The organism is Zhaonella formicivorans, from assembly GCF_004353525.1.
Classification (GTDB): Bacteria; Bacillota; DUOV01; order DUOV01; family Zhaonellaceae; genus Zhaonella; species Zhaonella formicivorans.
Genome location: NZ_CP085524.1, coordinates 2042738 through 2059830, shown reverse-complemented (window position 1 = coordinate 2059830; position 17093 = coordinate 2042738). Strand labels below are relative to the sequence as shown.

The 17093-nt window shown below is 46.1% G+C and carries 17 protein-coding genes and 2 riboswitches; of the genes, 16 read left to right on the top strand and 1 reads right to left on the bottom strand.

Going from position 1 to position 17093, the window contains the following annotated elements; translation table 11 throughout:
• The first annotated feature begins 43 nt into the window (after nt 1–43).
• The 11 genes from EYS13_RS10135 (at nt 44) to EYS13_RS10090 (ending at nt 9336) form a co-directional block, all read left to right on the top strand.
• Nucleotides 44–796, top strand: a complete 753-nt coding sequence (locus EYS13_RS10135; protein WP_227762225.1) for a GntR family transcriptional regulator — start codon at nt 44–46, stop codon at nt 794–796.
• Nucleotides 771–962 (top strand): hypothetical protein, encoded by a 192-nt coding sequence (locus EYS13_RS10130; RefSeq protein ID WP_227762224.1) that lies wholly within the window; start codon nt 771–773, stop codon nt 960–962. Before EYS13_RS10135 ends, EYS13_RS10130 begins: the two co-directional genes overlap by 26 nt.
• A 166-nt stretch (nt 963–1128) precedes the next feature.
• Nucleotides 1129–1494: an ArsR/SmtB family transcription factor gene (locus tag EYS13_RS10125; protein WP_227762223.1), complete on the top strand. Its 366-nt coding sequence runs from the start codon at nt 1129–1131 to the stop codon at nt 1492–1494.
• A 21-nt stretch (nt 1495–1515) separates the two neighbouring features.
• The gene (locus EYS13_RS10120; protein ID WP_277998186.1) at nt 1516–3681 is read left to right on the top strand and encodes a heavy metal translocating P-type ATPase; all 2166 of its coding nucleotides are present in this window, start codon (nt 1516–1518) and stop codon (nt 3679–3681) included.
• Nucleotides 3682–3986: 305 nt separating this feature from the next.
• The gene (gene sigI / locus EYS13_RS10115; protein ID WP_227762222.1) at nt 3987–4682 is read left to right on the top strand and encodes an RNA polymerase sigma-I factor; all 696 of its coding nucleotides are present in this window, start codon (nt 3987–3989) and stop codon (nt 4680–4682) included.
• 5 nt (nt 4683–4687) lie between these two features.
• On the top strand, nt 4688–5581 hold the full coding sequence (locus tag EYS13_RS10110; protein WP_227762221.1) for an anti-sigma factor domain-containing protein: 894 nt from the start codon (nt 4688–4690) through the stop codon (nt 5579–5581).
• A 122-nt stretch (nt 5582–5703) separates the two neighbouring features.
• Nucleotides 5704–6063, top strand: coding sequence for a DUF2680 domain-containing protein (locus tag EYS13_RS10105; protein ID WP_227762220.1), 360 nt, complete (start codon nt 5704–5706; stop codon nt 6061–6063).
• A gap of 306 nt (nt 6064–6369) precedes the next feature.
• Nucleotides 6370–6448: riboswitch (glycine riboswitch) on the top strand.
• Between the two features lie 496 nt (nt 6449–6944).
• Nucleotides 6945–7361, top strand: coding sequence for a secondary thiamine-phosphate synthase enzyme YjbQ (locus tag EYS13_RS10100; RefSeq protein WP_227762219.1), 417 nt, complete (start codon nt 6945–6947; stop codon nt 7359–7361).
• A gap of 6 nt (nt 7362–7367) precedes the next feature.
• The gene (locus EYS13_RS16295) at nt 7368–7493 is read left to right on the top strand and encodes a hypothetical protein (protein ID WP_265332378.1); all 126 of its coding nucleotides are present in this window, start codon (nt 7368–7370) and stop codon (nt 7491–7493) included.
• Between the two features lie 225 nt (nt 7494–7718).
• Nucleotides 7719–8342: a DUF47 domain-containing protein gene (locus EYS13_RS10095; protein ID WP_227762218.1), complete on the top strand. Its 624-nt coding sequence runs from the start codon at nt 7719–7721 to the stop codon at nt 8340–8342.
• A complete protein-coding gene (locus tag EYS13_RS10090) occupies nt 8335–9336 on the top strand; it encodes an inorganic phosphate transporter (protein WP_227762217.1) in 1002 nt (333 codons plus the stop codon). The genes EYS13_RS10095 and EYS13_RS10090 overlap by 8 nt, the downstream gene beginning before the upstream one ends.
• 212 nt (nt 9337–9548) lie before the next feature.
• Here the strand turns inward: EYS13_RS10090 and EYS13_RS10085 are convergent, their stop codons facing one another.
• Nucleotides 9549–11372: a methyl-accepting chemotaxis protein gene (locus EYS13_RS10085; RefSeq protein WP_227762215.1), complete on the bottom strand. Its 1824-nt coding sequence runs from the start codon at nt 11370–11372 to the stop codon at nt 9549–9551.
• Between the two features lie 66 nt (nt 11373–11438).
• Nucleotides 11439–11523: riboswitch (cyclic di-GMP riboswitch) on the bottom strand.
• Between the two features lie 396 nt (nt 11524–11919).
• On the opposite strand from EYS13_RS10085, the gene EYS13_RS10080 reads away from it, so the two are divergent.
• The 5 genes from EYS13_RS10080 (at nt 11920) to EYS13_RS10060 (ending at nt 16580) form a co-directional block, all read left to right on the top strand.
• Complete coding sequence (locus EYS13_RS10080; RefSeq protein WP_227762213.1) at nt 11920–13101, top strand: ABC transporter substrate-binding protein; 1182 nt, start codon at nt 11920–11922, stop codon at nt 13099–13101.
• A 93-nt stretch (nt 13102–13194) separates the two neighbouring features.
• Nucleotides 13195–14070 (top strand): branched-chain amino acid ABC transporter permease, encoded by an 876-nt coding sequence (locus EYS13_RS10075; RefSeq protein ID WP_227762212.1) that lies wholly within the window; start codon nt 13195–13197, stop codon nt 14068–14070.
• A 12-nt stretch (nt 14071–14082) separates the two neighbouring features.
• Nucleotides 14083–15066 carry a branched-chain amino acid ABC transporter permease gene (locus EYS13_RS10070; RefSeq protein WP_227762211.1) on the top strand — a complete coding sequence of 328 codons (984 nt, stop codon included), beginning with the start codon at nt 14083–14085 and terminating at the stop codon, nt 15064–15066.
• Between the two features lie 5 nt (nt 15067–15071).
• Entirely contained in the window at nt 15072–15857 is a 786-nt protein-coding gene (locus tag EYS13_RS10065; RefSeq protein WP_227762210.1) for an ABC transporter ATP-binding protein, read from the top strand.
• Nucleotides 15858–15869: 12 nt separating this feature from the next.
• Nucleotides 15870–16580, top strand: coding sequence for an ABC transporter ATP-binding protein (locus tag EYS13_RS10060; protein WP_227762209.1), 711 nt, complete (start codon nt 15870–15872; stop codon nt 16578–16580).
• The last annotated feature ends 513 nt before the right edge of the window (nt 16581–17093 follow it).

Sequence of the window (17093 nt, the reverse complement as noted above, 5' to 3'; positions counted from 1 at the left end):
ATTGTTGTTTTTTGCACGAATTTAATAAGGGGCAGGTGAAGGTATGTTAGATAGGAACTCCAAATTGCCCATCTATTATCAAATAGAAGAATGGATAAAGTCGCAAATAGAAAACAAGCACTTTAAAATTGATAAAGTGATCCCCTCGGAGCGGGAATTAATTGAATTGCTAAATGTGAGTAGACATACGGTGAGGCAGGCAATTGGGAATCTTGTAAACCAAGGATATTTGTATCGTGTAGCAGGAAAAGGTACTTTTGTCAAAGACAGAAATTTGGTATTTAAGGAAAATCGCTACACGAGTTTTTCGGAAGATATGGCGTACTTGGGAAAAAAACTTGAAAACAAAGTACTTAGTGTAGAATCCGATCATGCTTCTACAAGTATAGCCAATAGACTTTCCATCCAGGAAAATGATCCTATTTTTAAAATAAAAAGAATTAGAATTGTGGATGATATTCCTGTATCCTACGAAATGATATTTATAGCAAAGAGCGTCGCCGGTGACATCGACGAAAGCGTTGCGGCTGGTTCACTTATTAAGTATTACGAAAACGACCTAAATTTAAAGATAAGTCATGCGGTTGAGACATTTGAATCTGTGCTGGCTACAGAAAAGACAGCTAATAAGCTTAATATACCTGCGAATTCCCCGCTTTTATTGGTAAGGACAAAATTATTCCTGGATAACGGCAAGCAACTAGATTATACAAAAAATTATTTTCGAGGAGATAAATATAAATTTACTATCAGGTTAAACAGAGAAGTGGATGGCGTGGCTCAAAAGCCTGCATAAGAGGGATAGTAGCCTGCTAAAAAGCCCCGTTCCTTCTTGCGCCGGCGTGATTGTTTCGGGAAGTTTTGTGGCCGTGTTGTTAAATGCTTTCTTAAACCATGGGGATAAAGACAGCATAGGAAGCGCCGAAAGTGTGACAATTACAGAGGAACATTTTGTGGCTTAGTGTAAAATACTTGTCAGTACGTAAGTAACATTGAGTGGCCATCTTTGAAAAAATTCAAAGATGGCCATTTTTTTCGTCCAGGAAGTATTGACCATTTCTGTTCCAAGGAATATACTGTTAATAAACACATGAACAACTGTTCAAATATTAAAGAAAGGTGAAAATCATGGATAAAGCAGCCCACATTGAAAACTGCAACTGCACTATAATCCACCAGGATATCATTGACCGAGTTAAAGCGGTTATGCCTGACGAAATCGATCTCTATGACCTGGCTGAGCTTTTTAAGGTGTTCGGAGATTCTACCAGGATTAAAATTTTGCACGCGCTGTTCGCTTCGGAAATGTGTGTCTGCGATTTGGCTGCTCTCCTGGGTATGAACCAGTCGGCCATTTCCCATCAGCTAAGGGTACTGAAGCAGGCCAGGCTGGTTAAATACAGAAAGGAAGGTAAGGTTGTCTACTATTCCCTGGATGACGATCACGTCAAGCAGATATTTGATCAAGGTCTGGAGCATATCAAGCACAGATAATGTTGGAAGAGGAGAAACCACATGAAAAAGAGCGTTACAAAAGAGTTGCTGCTGGAGGGCCTGGATTGTGCCCACTGTGCCGTAACTCCCAAAAAAGTTATGGTCCTGATGGGCCTGGACTGCGCTGCTTGTGCCCAAAAAATAGAAAAAGCGGTGCAGAATATTAAGGGCATAAAAAGCGCTGCCGTTGACTTTGTGTCGGGTAAATTAGTGGTGGAGGCAGACTTTAGTCAAGACCTGGACAGGATTATAAGGGAAGCCGGTGAGCTAATTAAAAAGATCGAACCAGGCGTTAATCTGTTGGAGGAAGAAACGAACGCTGGAAATGTTCCCCAAGAAGCGGGCAATAAAAAGGAACTGCTCAGAATTGCCATGGGCGCGGTACTGTTTGTAATCGCCTTTGCTTTTAAATTGCCGTTTTGGCCTGAGTTTGGGCTGTATTTGGCAAGTTATGCTTTGGTGGGCGGAGAAGTGGTCATGAAAGCTGTCAAAAACATTTCCAGAGGTCAGGTATTTGATGAGAACTTCCTGATGACCATTGCCACCATTGGGGCTTTTGCCATTAAAGAGTTTCCCGAAGGCGTGGCCGTAATGCTGTTTTACCAGATCGGCGAATTTTTCCAGGACATAGCCGTCAACCGTTCCAGAAAATCCATCAAGGCACTCTTAGACATCAGGCCCGATTTTGCCAACCTTAAAATCGGTAACGATACCAAAAAGGTTTCTCCCGAAGAAGTGAATGTGGGAGATATTATCGTAGTAAAACCTGGAGAAAAAGTACCCCTGGACGGCAGGGTTGTTGAGGGAAAATCAATGGTGGATACTTCAGCCCTCACCGGTGAATCGGTGCCCAGGGAAGTTGAGGTTGGAAGCGAAATTTTGAGCGGGTTTATTAACACAAACGGTCTTTTGACGGTGGAGGTCACTAAAGGTTTCGGGGAATCTACAATCTCCAGGATTTTGGATTTGGTGCAAAATGCCGGCAGCAGGAAGGCGCCCACGGAGAACTTTATCACCAAATTTGCCAGGCTGTATACTCCGGTAGTTGTGTTCGGAGCATTGGGTATAGCAGTGCTTCCTCCGATCTTTGTCAGCGGGGCAACTTTTGCCCAGTGGCTCTATAGGGCCCTGGTTTTCCTAGTAATCTCCTGCCCGTGCGCACTGGTAGTCTCCATTCCGCTGGGTTTCTTCGGCGGCATAGGCGGAGCCTCGAAAAACGGCATTTTGATTAAAGGCGGCAACTTCTTGGAAGCCTTAAATGAAGTGGACACAATAGTATTTGATAAGACAGGAACACTGACTAAAGGTGTATTTAATGTTACGGAAATTAAAACACGGGATAATATGAGTCCGGAAGAGTTGCTGGAATATGCCGCTTTTGCGGAAGCCTACTCCAATCACCCCATTGCAGTTTCGATTTTCAAGGCCTATGGCAAGGAAATCAATAAAGAGGAAATAGAAAGTTACGATGAAATTTGCGGTTATGGGATTAAAGCTGTTGTAAAGGGTAAACAGGTCCTGGCGGGAAATGCTAAACTGATGCAGAAAGAAAATATAGTATATGAGGAAATTGAAACTGCAGGTACGGTAGTGCACCTGGCAATAGCTGGCAAATACGCTGGGTATATTGTTATTTCCGATGAGCTGAAAGAGGATTCCAGGCAAGCTATGCAATCTTTGAAAGCTGCGGGAATCAGGAAGTTGGTCATGCTTACCGGCGATGCTCAAGCAGTAGCAGTAAAAGTGGCCCAAGAACTGGGCCTGGATGAAGTATATGCCGAACTCTTGCCGGACCAAAAGGTCGGAAAACTTGAGAATTTGGTAGCTGGCAAGGGGACTCGAGGCAAAGTGGTATTCGTCGGTGACGGGATTAATGATGCACCGGTGCTGGCTAGGGCCGATGTGGGTGTGGCTATGGGGGGACTTGGCTCTGATGCCGCCATTGAGGCTGCCGATGTAGTTTTGATGACTGATGAACCTTCTAAACTGGTCAGCGCCATCAAAATCGCCAGAAGGACCAGAAGCATAGTCTGGCAGAATATTATTTTCGCTCTGGGTGTTAAAGGGGTCTTTTTGCTTTTGGGTGCGGGCGGTATTGCCACTTTATGGGAGGCAGTGTTTGCCGATGTAGGCGTTACCGTTATTGCGGTCCTAAACGCCATGCGAGCCTTGAAAACGCGACCCTAGTAGCGAACCGCGTCGAGTCGCCAGCGCCCAGCCGCAGGCAGTTTTATTTACCGGTCGCCAGTCAAAGTTAGTCACCAGTCGCCAGTCATCAGTATTAAAGATGTAACTGGGGACTAGGGATTAATACTTGGGACTCGGCCAAAGGCCGACACTAAGGACTAACGACTAAGGACTAAGGACGCGGTCGGAGAGCGCCACTGGCGACTAGGGACTAGACGCTGGCCACTAAAATATACCTCCCTAAAATTTAAACTTTTTACGAAGTTAATACAAAGGGGTGAGTACCTTTGGAAGAGGCCGCCTTGATGCAACTCTTGGCTGAGGCTAAGGCTGGAAGTGAGTTGGCCAGGGAACAGCTGCTCCTATCCTACAAGGGCCGGATTGCATCCATAGTTAACAGCATCTGTGGTAAAACTTTAAACTGGGCGAATGATGATGAATTGAGCATCGGGCTGATTGCTTTTAACGAGGCAATTGACAGTTATGATGCAGCTAAGGGGAAAAGCTTTTTAAATTACGCCCAATTGGTAATTCATAACCGGCTGGTAGATTACTTCCGGAAAGAAGCGCGCTTTAAAAATGTCACAATGCCAATGGTTGACGAGACAGAACAGACTAAGCAGGAGGCAGAAGAAGCTTGGGAGCAGTTTAGACAGGAAGAAGAAGCAAGGGAACAGGCCGAGATGGTAGCCAACTTCCAACAGGCGCTGTTGGAATTTAACATACCCCTAAATGCCCTGGTTAAGGATTCGCCCAAACACCAGGACACGAAAAGGAATTTGATGCAAGTGGCAGCGGCTGTCACGGAAAATGCAGCTCTGCTGGAGAGACTTTTGGCAACAAAACAGCTGCCTATCAAAGAGCTGATGTATATTACGGGACAAAGCAGAAAAGTGCTGGAGAGCGGCAGGAGATATATCATTGCTTTGGTTTTAATTCTGACTAGGGAGGAGTTCCTGCCCATGCGTGCTTTGATCCAATTTCCCGACAAAGGTAGGTGAAATCCGTGGAATTTACGAAAGGCATAGTCATTAGTTTGGATAAAAAAACAATGGTAGTTGTCACCGAGCAAGGCGATTTTCTTCGGGTTTCAGTCCCAGTGCCCCGGCCCCGCCCGGGGGAGACAATTCAACTGCCGCTGCCAAAGCCTAGGTCCTTTCCTAAATATTACCTCAGAGGAATAGCTGCTGCCCTCCTGATCATTACGCTGGCGTTGGGAATGCTCAAACCCGTATTTATGCCCCAGGCAGTAGCTGCAGTTTCTATGGATTTGGCTTCCAGCATCGAGCTCAATGTGGACCGGGAAAACAGGATTATCGGGGCCAAAGCCATGGATGCGGAAGGCCAGGCTGTACTGGAGAGACTTAACCTTAAGGGGGAGGATGTTTACCAGGCGGTCAACCTGGTAGCGGTAAAAGCGGTCGAGCTGGGGTATTTGCAAAAGGAACAGGGTAATACGGTAATTGTGGCAGTGGTTCCTTTAAAGGAACAGGCAAGAAATGCCATAGACAGGGAGAAGCTGCAGCAGATTTTGCATGATGAATTGGCTAAACGCGAGTTTCAGGGCTATCTGGTTGTGGATAATGCTGAACTGAGCATAAGGCAAGAAGCTGCCAAGGCAGGGTTAACAGTCAATCAGTACTTGCTGTGGGAACGTTCCAAAGCAGGCGGTGCCGAGCTCAGCATCGAGGAATTAAAAAGCCAGCCTTTGGAACAGGTAATGAGGGGCAGCGAGGACAAGATGGAAAGGATGTTTCCCGGCATGTGGTGCCGGGTCGGTGAAAGAGGGCCGAAGGGTAAGGGGCCGGTGAACCAACAGCCGCAGCTTATACCGCAGGCCGGACAAGGAAACTCGGAATGCGGGCCTATGGGGCCCCGAAACAGAGGGTGCGGCTGGTAGTAAGAATTCTGTTATGCTTTAAAAAGTTTTTGTAAAAAAATATCATAGTACCCCCCTAAATTTTGCTTTTGCTTACGAACTTAAATGCGAAAGGTAAAATAAAAGACGAGGAGGTGAACACTGTGTTGAAAAAAGTTGCCGTACTTACCCTGGTAGTGCTGTTAATGGCCACCTTCGTTTCCTACGCTTTTGCCGCCACCACTTCAAACACTGCGGATAAATATGTTGAGTTGCAAAAGCAAATGCTGGAACTGAGGAAGCAAGTTATCGACGAGTGGGTGGCTAACGGCGATATCACCGCAGAGCAAGGCAAGCTGATGAAAGAGAATATTGACCTGCGCATCAAGGCTTTAGAAGATGGTACCTTCACACCTGGCTTTGGCCGTGGTTTCAGAGGCGGCTGGGGCAGAGGAGGATGCGGCTTTGGCGGCGGTTTTGGCGGCTGCTGGGGTGCAGGTGCTACCGGAGCAAGCCTCTACTAGAAAATAACAGTAATGCTAACGAACCCTTGACAAAAATGTCAAGGGTTTTTTATCGAGCCCTAAATCAGCATTAGTAAAAGAATAAGCTCAGATAATTAAACCTATTAAATAGTTAAATGGGATTTGACAGAATATGCTCAGAAATTGCATTGCCTGTTTAGGTCAGCTTACATATAATGTAACTAACATAACTTAATACTGCGGATGAACGGATTGGAAGATGGTATACGGGATGCCAACCGAAGGGGCAAAGGCGTCAGCCTGAATCTCTCAGGTTTCACCTCCGGGTGATGAATTACCAATCCGGGACGAACCTCTGGAGAGACCTGCAGCTGGCGGGCGCCGAAGGATTAATTCTCTCAGGCAAAAGGACAGAGTGTGACAGAAACAAAAAGGTTTGACTTTTTGTTTCACCAGGAGCCCAATGAATTTTCAGGCGCAAATTTCATTAGCTCTCCCGGAGGTCAAGGTAAGCAGCCTTGATTTTTTATTTTTTACTAAAATAAAAGGGAGGGGACGAAAAATGGTGAATGGCCATATGCCTGAAACGATCCAGTTTGGTCAATGCTATACAGCTGAGCGAGAACGGGTCATCTGCGAATTCTGCTTGAACTACCAGTGCATCCTCCATCCTGAATGTGCTGAATGAACTAAGCTGGAAACTAAACGGTAAAACTAATTTGTTATCCGCTAGTATCCTTTATATAGGCGGCAAAGGGCCTACCGGTCCTTGCCGCTTTTTTTTGTGCGCCCGGCATGAAACCAAGGGGACCGTCCCCCTGGTTCCCCCCCTGGTTTCCTGGTTCCCTCAGGATTGCAGGTATGAAGTTAAAGGTGTAGAATTTAATCTGCAAAAAATACATGTTTTTTGGAGGGAAAGCATGAAAAGCTACAGAAAAGAGCTTTGGTTTGAAACTAAACACAGAAGGGAGTTTATTAACATTACCTCTCTGGTTGAGGATTGCTTGGCAGAAAGCGGCATTAAGGAGGGGCTTTTACTTTGCAACGCTATGCATATCACATCCAGTGTCTTCATCAATGATGATGAGAGCGGACTGCATCATGATTTTGAAGTATTCTTAGAAAAACTTGCTCCGGAGAAGCCGTATCAGCAGTATCGTCACAACGTCTACGAAGATAATGCCGACGCCCATTTAAAGAGGACTATCATGGGCAGGGAAGTTGTAGTAGCCGTTACCAATGGCAAATTGGACTTCGGTCCCTGGGAACAAATTTTTTACGGGGAATTTGACGGCAAGCGCAGAAAGCGGGTTTTAGTAAAAATTATAGGAGAGTGAAAAGTAATGCAATACCTGGTTTACTCCTCGGGAAATGCGGGGGTGGAAAAGGTGGTGATCAATGGAGGAACGATCTTGAAGGAAGGACAATTTGTTAAGGTTGATGAGAAGCAGGCGATGACACAGCAATAGTCAACACCTCTTGTATCTTAGTATAGCCGGAGAAAGGTTTTTTATTAGGTTCTTTGTTTTTGGGCGCTGATAAAGTAATTTTTCGCAAAATTTCTCTGTTGGAGTTTAGCAGATTTTGTAGTATTCTATACTTGTGCTACAAACCGGCTAACATTAGCAGCGGTGTAGTGTTTAAGTGAAAATGTTAACAAGACCACAGGAGTAATTGAGCTATGGAGGTTTGCGATGTTTAAATTAACGCCCAAAGAAGACAAATTTTTTGATCTGTTTATCTCTTCCGCCCATACCATGTATAAAGCGGCCCAGCTTTTAAAAGAGTTAGTAGAAGATCTAAAAAACGGCGAATCTAAATTCAAAGAAATCAAAGAGATGGAGCGGAAGGGGGATCAGCAGCTTCATGAAATTTTTAAAGAGCTTAATAAATCATTTATTACTCCTATCGACCGGGAGGACATTTACGGCATAGGCAAGCAGATGGATGATATTGCTGACTTCATCGAGTCCACAGCCAGCAGGTTTATCATGTTTAAGGTAACTGCCGCTACCGAAGAAGCAAAAACAATGAGCAACCTGATTTTAAATTGTACCAAGGAACTGATTGACCTGATGGAAGAACTCAAAGTGATGAAGAAAAGCAAAAAGTTAACGGAAAAAATCATTGAAATAAACAGAATAGAAGAGGAAGGAGATGCCCTTTTCCGCCAAGCGGTAACAGGTCTGTTCAGCGGAAACACCCCCGTTATTGATGTGATCAAGTGGAAAGAAATTTACGAGCGCCTGGAACAAACCCTCGATGCCTGCGAAGATGTGGCCAATATTGTTGAAGGGGTTGTAATGAAGCATGCTTAGTGCAACCATAGTTGTGACAGTGCTGGTGGTTGTATTGGCGCTTATCTTTGATTTTATCAACGGGTTTCACGATACAGCCAATGCCATAGCTACCTCTGTTTCTACCAGGGTTTTATCGCCCCGGGCTGCAATTGCCATGGCTGCTCTGCTAAACTTTTTCGGCGCATTTATCAGTGTCAAAGTTGCCAAGACGGTAGGCGCGGATATCATAGATCCCAACCTGATCCCCCAAACAGTCGTAATTGCCGCTCTGTTCGGTGCCATAATCTGGAATCTCATTACCTGGTATTTTGGCTTGCCAAGCAGCTCGTCCCATGCGCTGATTGGCGGGCTGTTAGGTTCGGCTATTGTCTACAAGGGTTCTTTCCTGATCGTACATTGGACTAATTTCTTTTTTAAAATTCTGTTGTGGCTCTTTTTATCGCCAGTTATTGGTTTTATTGTAGGTTATACCTTGATGGTCATTCTTTACTGGATCCTAAAACCATTCAGGCCCTCGACCGTTACTAAAATATTTTCCAAAGCCCAAATCGTTTCAGCAGCGCTAATGGCCTTAAACCACGGCAGCAATGATGCCCAAAAAACGATGGGTGTGATTACCATGGCCCTCTTAAGCGGCGGATTAATTGCCGAATTCAGCGTGCCCACGTGGGTGAAAATAGCCAGTGCTTTAGCCATGGCCTTGGGAACATCGGTGGGCGGCTGGAAAATCATCAAAACCATGGGAGTGAATATGGCGCGGCTGGCGCCGGTGAACGGCTTTGCGGCTGAAACCGGGGCAGCGGCGGTGATCTTTACGGCCACCATGCTCCATGCACCGGTTAGCACCACCCATATCATTTCTTCTTCAATTATGGGGGTAGGGGCCTCCAAAAGACTTTCTTCCGTCAGATGGATTGTTGCCAAAAATATTGTTTGGGCCTGGATCCTGACCATTCCTATGAGCGCCTTGCTGGCAGGCATTGCAATTTTGGTGCTTAACAATGTTTTCTGAGTGAAGCAAACAGGCAGTTAATGCCTGTTTTTTAATCCCTATTAAAAACATTATAATCTTCAGGAAATTACCACCGGCCAAAAGGCTGATTAAGCGCGAGGAAATAAAAAAAGCCTTTTTTGGGAATAAAAAGGCTCTTTAAGAAGAAATATCCGTTTTAATACAGAGATTCATTATAGATTGCTTGCGGGTGGTGTTTTTTAATGTCTAATTTACAGCTTAAAACGGGATACAATTTGCTGCAGTTCCTGGCCCAGGGAAGCCAGGGATTCTGTAGAGGCCCCAATCTCTTCAACTGCTGCCGCCTGCTCCTCGGTTGTTGCCGCCATGGCTTGGCTGGCCTCAGCTACTTGGACAGCAATTTGGTCTATATCTTTAATGGCGGTGACTATGTGCTCGCTGTTTTTGGCCAACTCATCAGTTGATTTTGATACTTCCTGGATCTGCCGCAATACGCCTTCCACAGCCAAAGCAATATGGTTGAATGTTTCAGCCCCGTCCAATATAACCTGATTTCCGCTTTGTACAAGCTGCTCATTGTTTTTCATTGCCTGGACCGCTTTTACAGAGTTATCCTGAATCCGTTTGATAATACCGTTAATTTCTTTCACAGCATCTTGCGATTGCACTGCGAGTTTCCTTACCTCGTCAGCAACCACTGCAAACCCTCTGCCTTGCTCCCCTGCTCTCGCAGCCTCAATGGCTGCGTTCAGGGCCAAAAGATTTGTTTGCTCGGCAATGTTGCTGATGAGGTTGACGATATTGCCGATAGTTTTGGAGTGTTCACCTAATTTATTGATAATTGTGGCTACCTCTGCGGTAGCAGCGTTAATTTTTTCAATTTCCTTTTTGGCCAAATGCATGGCATTGTTTCCGGCACGGGCGTTGGTGCTGACTTCCTGGGTGGATGAGACCACTTGTTGAGCAGTCGCCGCGATTTGCTGAATTACTGCCGAAGTTTCCTCGATATATGCCATAGAGTCTTTAATTTTACTGCTTTGCTGTTCTGCGCCGGTTACCAGTTCCCTGGCTGAATTGGCAATATGTTCTACTGTTTTAGCCTGTTGCTCCATGGTAGCATTTATTTCTTCTGAAGAAGCCGCAAGACTTTCAGCCCCGTCGGCCGTTTGAGCTATCAGTGCTTTGAGGTTTTTAGTCATTTCATTAAAAGCTTGGGTCAATTGTCCAAACTCATCCTTAGTATATACTTCTATATTTTCCTCGCTTAAATCGCCGGAAGCTACTTTGCCCGCAGCCTGGTTGAGCCGGTTTAAGGAACCGGTAATCAGTCTGGAGATGAAGAGATTTAAAAACAGGGATAGCAGCACAGCGACAGCAACAATTACCACAAATACTAAGATAATGGAAGCGTACAGCATTTGAGTTTGTTTAAGCATTGCTGCAGCTGCTTTGCTGTTAAAGTCCGCTAATTCATTTACCGCTTTAAAAATTTCCGCCCTTTTTGGTAATACTTCCAAATTATAAACTTGTAAGGCCCTTTCATGGCTGAATGCCGTAATTAATTCATCAATTGCCTGTTGATAATTGCGATAAGCTTGTTGCAAATTGGCTAAGACTGCTTTTTCCTGCTTGTTTGTGGCAATGGCTTCATAGCGTTTCAGCGCCCGTTCAAAGTCCCCATTGTATTTATTAATTTCCTGCCGGATGGACTGCTGAGCGCTTATTTCGTTTTCTGTGGTATACCTTATCCCTGCCTCGGAAATGCCTCTGATGGCTCTTTCTGCATCGGCAGCTGCTATTACGCCTGCCAGATTACGGTTGTACATCTTTTTGACCTCGCCGTTCATTTTCCCAAGGCTGACAATACCCAGGAGACCTACTATGAACAATGCGGAAAGCCCTACCAGCATGGAAACGGCTAATTTTTTAGAAACTTTAAGGTCTCCTATTTTGGAACGAAAACCCTTTAATTGTTTAAACTGTAATATTTGAAAGTTAGGTTTTAATGTCCCGGAACTTTTACCTTTTTGTTTTTGAGGCTCAGCTTTGGGTAATTTCTTCTTGCGCAACAACATCTTTTACCTCCTAACTTTGGTTTGACCGGCATGAAAAAAGCAGCCCTAACGCAGCTGCTGCAGCAACCGGGCAACCTGGCAATCATAGCTTATGGCTTTAGACCCATGGCTTTGCGCCCTACCCTTTCGGAGTAGTTTGCCTTTATCCTTGGAGTTTTATAGTTTATGTATTTGAAATTATTATTTTATTCTACAATACTACCTTTTTTCCTCCTTTTTTTTGCAAATTTTTACAGGGATTAAAAAATCGGATGCAACTTTTGTACTACATGAAAATAAGACTGGGTATATTTTGCAGGGCAACATCAGAATAATCTTTTTATTGTAATTTTTTAAAAAATTTATGCGATTATTTTACCAAGGTTATTCAAGAAGTTTTGAATAATATATTTATACATTTCGTATCCCTGTACAGTTGGGTTAAAGTACCAGTGCAAAACTTTACTTCGGCTGGAGGTTTTTTACAGGAAAGGGGTGAGGGCGGCGGATCAGGAACCAGAGCTCTTTGGTAAATCACCTAGTTATCAAAAAGGGAGGTAGCGGAAGCATGAAAAATAAGCGGAAAGTATTACTGTGTGGGTTGTTGGTAATCCTTATGCTTGGTTTACTGGCCCTGGCGGGCTGCGGGGGCAAGACCGACGGCAAAAGCGAAAATGCTTTGCAAGAAGGCGGTTCTTCCGGTCAAGGCACAATTAAACTGGGCTGGGTAGCACCGCTCACCGGCACCGGCGCTGCTTACGGTGAGCAAATGTTAAACGGCGCCAAACTGGCTGCCGAGGAAATAAACGCTGCCGGAGGTATTAACGGCGAGAAAATTGAGATAGTACCGCAAGACGACAAATCGGACCCTAAGGAAGCGGCCAGTATTGCCAACAAGTTTGTTAACGACTCAGGAATCCTGGCTGTAGTAGGTAACTACAATAGTTCTTGCGCCCTGTCGGGGGCTCCGATTTATACGGAAGCAGAATTGCCCATGATTCACGTAGGCACTTCGCCGGCCTTTACCGAACAGAATTATCCATACCTGTTTAGAATTTCGGTAACCGATGCTTTCCAGGGAGTGTTCGTCAGCGAATGGATGTATGAGGACGGTTACCGTAAGGCGGCAATTCTTTACGAAAATGACGATTACGGCCGGGGGCTGAATGATGTTGTTACCAAGAAGTTTAAGGAGCTGGGCGGGGAAATCGTTGCCAGCGAGAGCTATATGCTGGGAGAGACAAAGGACTACACAGCTCTGCTTACCAAGGTGAAGAGTGCCGGTGCAGATGTGCTCTTTATCGGCGGTTTGTACACTGAAGCTGCCCTGATTGCCAAGCAAATGAAGCAGGTTAACCTGGATATTCCTGTCTATGGCACTGACGGTATTTATGAAAACATATTTATTGAGCTGGGCGGGGAAGCTGTAGAAGGTTTCCATGTTTCGGGACTTCTGGTGCCCAGCGATCCGGACCCCAAAGTTCAGGAATTTGTACAGAAGTTTGAAAAAGCTTACGGTTTTATTCCTGGAACCTACGCCGCGTACCACTATGATGCCACTAAACTGCTGGCCCAGGCTATCCAGGCAGTGGGCAAAGACCGGGTTAAAATCAAAGAATATTTGGAAGGACTGAAGGAGCCTTTCCCAGGGGTTACGGGCGCCATTACTTTTAATGAAACCCACGATGCCATGAGAACAGGCATGAAGAGAATGGTGGTGGAAAAGGGTCAATGGACCCTGGACAAATAAGCTAACCCTGGCAAAACCGGTTTGGCCGGGACAGGAGTTTTCCGGCCAAACCGTCTTTAGACTCTCTTTTGCTATCAACGGGAGGGTGGATAGATGTTTGTACAGCAGTTAATTAACGGTCTCATGCTAGGCAGTGTTTATGCTCTGATTGCCCTGGGCTATACACTGGTCTACGGTATCATGAAATTTATAAATTTTGCCCATGGAGATATTTTTATGTGGGGTGCCTTTTTAGGCATGTTTCTGGCCGGAATCATCGGTGGCAATTTTATATTGGTGCTGCTTCTGACAATGTTTTTAACCGGTATCCTGGGTGTAGCGGTGGAAAAAGTGGCTTACAAACCGCTGCGCAACGCCCCCAGGCTGGTAGTTACCACAAGCGCTATTGGCATGTCCATCGTGCTTTCCAACTTGGCGAGGCTGCTCATCGGTTCGCAGACATTTCCCATGAAAAAAATACTGCAGGTCAAAGAGTTTGCACTAGGCAATTATGCAGTTGTCAACTCGCTGCAGATTTTTGTTTTTCTTACAGGATTAATTCTGATGCTTTTGCTCGCCGGTTTTTTCCGCCATACCCGTTATGGCAAAGCGATTCGCGCAGCTTCCGAGGATAAGCAAATCGTCGGCCTAATGGGAGTGAACATGGACCAAGTGGCCATGGTGACATTTTTCGTAGGTTCAGCTCTGGCCGGTGCGGCAGGGCTATTGGTAGGGATGTACTACGATGCGGTTTATTCCACTATGGGCTACGCGGCGGGGTTAAAAGCATTCACTGCTGCTATTCTCGGAGGAATCGGCAGCATTCCCGGAGCCATGGCCGGCGGCATGGTGCTGGGGGTAATTGAAAATTTTGGCGCTGCTTACCTTTCCGAGTGGAGGGATGGCATAGCATTTGCCGTTATGATCTTGGTGCTTTTGATTAAACCTTCCGGGCTTTTTAATGCTGATATTTACCGGAAACGGGCTTAGGGGGGAGAAATTTTGAGTCGAAACCGTCTGCTGCAGTATTTAATTATTGGCGCAGTCCTGGTTATCATTCCACTGTTAATTCACAGCAAATACATTTTGCATATTGTGATCACTATTGGTATCTATGGACTATTGGTTTTGGGCCTGGAAATAATTTTGGGCCAAACAGGTTTGTTTTCCCTGGGGCATGCCGCCTTTTACGGTATGGGTGCCTACGCCTCAGCCCTAATGGTGGCGCGGCTGGGGATGCCTTTTTGGCTTTCGTTGCCGCTAGCTATGCTCGTGAGCGGCGTTTTTGGCGCCTTATTAGGTTTTCCCGTGCTGCGCCTCAGAGGAGATTACTTGGCAGTGGCCACCCTGGGCTTCGGGGAAATATTTCGCCTGGCTATGGTCAATTGGGATAAGATAACCAGGGGGCCTATGGGTTTACCGGGCATTCCCAGGCCTAGCTTGTTTGGCCAGAACTTCACCCGGGAAATGTATTATTATTTGATAGTGGTATTATTTATCATCGGCCTGTGGTGCGCCTTACGCATTTTTAACTCTTATTTGGGCAGGGCCTTCCGCGCCATTAAAGACGATGAGGATGCTGCGGAGTTCATGGGCATTGACATCACTAAATACAAAATTCTTGCTTTTGCCATCGGCGGCATCTATGCGGGCGCAGCGGGAAGTTTTTATGCCCACTATATAACTTTTATCAGCCCCGACACTTTCCTTTACCTGGATTCAGCCAACATGCTGGCTATGGTCTTTCTGGGGGGCGCAGGTACCATAGTGGGCCCGGTGCTGGGGGGAGTGCTGCTCACAGTTTTTCCGGAAATAATGCGCTTTGCCGTGGAATGGCGGATGCTGTTGGTCGGTCTTCTGATGGTGTTAATGATGATCTTCCGGCCCCAGGGAATCCTGGGCGAAGACAATACCCGGCTGCCTTGGCATAGAATTGTTAAACCCACGGGCTCCGGCGGGCAAGGCAAATTTGTGGCAGGGGAGTGACAAAAGTGGCAATCCTGACATTAAAAAGCGTATCCAAACATTTTGGCGGTGTGCGGGCAGTTGACGATGTTTCCGCTGAGATTGAGGAAAAGAAAATCACCAGCATCATCGGACCTAACGGGGCCGGAAAAACCACGCTGTTTAACTTGATTACCGCTGCCTATGAATTGACCGGCGGTGAAATTACCTTCAAAGGAAACAAAATATCGGGACTGAAGCCCCATCAGATTCATGCCAGGGGCATCTCCCGGACATTTCAAAATATCCGCCTTTTTACTACCATGACTGTTTTGGAAAACGTGATGATTGGTATGCATTCCCAGGTACAGCCCCGGATAGTTGATGTGTTCATGCCGGGCCGCTATTACAAAAATGAAAGGTACATGTACTCCAAAGCGATGGAAATTTTGCACCTGCTCTCACTGGAGGAAAAAGCTGATAGTAAGCCTTCGGCTCTCCCGTACGGGGAGCAGCGTAAAGTTGAAATTGCCAGGGCTTTGGTCAGCGAGCCGGAGATAATGCTTTTGGATGAACCGGCGGCTGGCATGAATGTTGGTGAATCAAAGGAATTGATGAACTTTATCGCCAGACTGAAAGAGGAGTTTCAGAAAACGGTGATTATCATTGAACATAACATGCGAGTGGTCCGTTCCATATCAGATAAGATTATCGTGCTTGATCACGGGAAAAAGCTGGCGGAAGGGCGACCGTTGGAAGTGCTGCAGAATCCTGAAGTGGTGGAAGCTTATTTGGGCAAAAATGAGTTAACCAGCTATGCTCAAATCAGTTAAGGTGGTGGAACTATGCTAGATGTGCAAAAACTGAAAGTGTCCTACGGTGGCGTAAAAGCGCTGCACGGGATTTCACTGCAGGTAAGCAAAGGGGAATTTGTGGCTCTCGTCGGCAACAACGGCGCCGGCAAGACCACTACCTTGAATGCAATTTGCGGGGTGGTACGGCCCCGAGAGGGGACTATTGTTTTCGAGGGAGAAACTATTTCCGGGCTCTCTTCGGATAAGATAGCATCCAAAGGCATAGCCATGGTGCCGGAGGGCAGAAGGGTGTTCGCCGGGATGAGCGTACAGGAAAACCTGGACATGGGAGCTTTTATGCGGCGGGACAAGGATGGGATCAAAAGAGATCTGGAAATGGTCTTTGAGATGTTTCCCATTCTGAAGGAGCGCCGCCGCCAGCAGGCGGGGACTTTATCGGGCGGCGAACAGCAGATGTTGGCCATTGGCAGGGGACTGATGTCAAATCCCCGGCTGCTCTTTTTGGATGAGCCTTCTTTGGGGCTGGCTCCGGTGATCGTGGAGAATATTTTTAAAATTATCAAGCAAATCAACCGGCAAGGCATTTCGATCCTGATGGTGGAGCAAAATGTCCCCTTGTCGCTGTCGGTGGCTGACCGGGCCTATGTGCTGGAGACCGGCAATATCGTTTTGGAGGGAAGCTCGGATGAGCTGATGAAAAATGACCTGATCCAGCAAGTTTACCTGGGGATGGTGGACTAGTGTGCAGCCACCAGTCCTCAGTTAGTGACATACCAATATACAACATCCCGCCGCCTGGCGGGACAGCTTGTAAACAAAGCCCGCATGTATTATTTCGCTCTGGACAAGCTCCTACGCCGTTACCGGCAGCATAGCTGCCGACGGCTGGGGAAACCAGTCCCGCTCCATAATACATGCGGGCTGATAATAGTTTGTCGACGGTCTGTCCCGCCGCCTGGCGGGAGTTTTTTTATTAACTTACTTATTTCTTTTTGCCAAAGCAGGATATGCAACGTATGTTCGCGAAAATGTAAAGACGCGTATGGCGACCCGGAAAAATTATGGGTCCTGTGACCGGACCCCTTTATAGGAAACGAAAGTTAGCACAGTTAAAAAAGCAAAGAAAATGGCTGCGCCTGTAACCTTGAAGATTATACTTTGGATGGCACAGAATATAAAAACTACGCCGGCGAGCAGATAAATAATGCCCATAAAGAGACCCCTCTATTGGTTATTAATATAACTATAACTTAC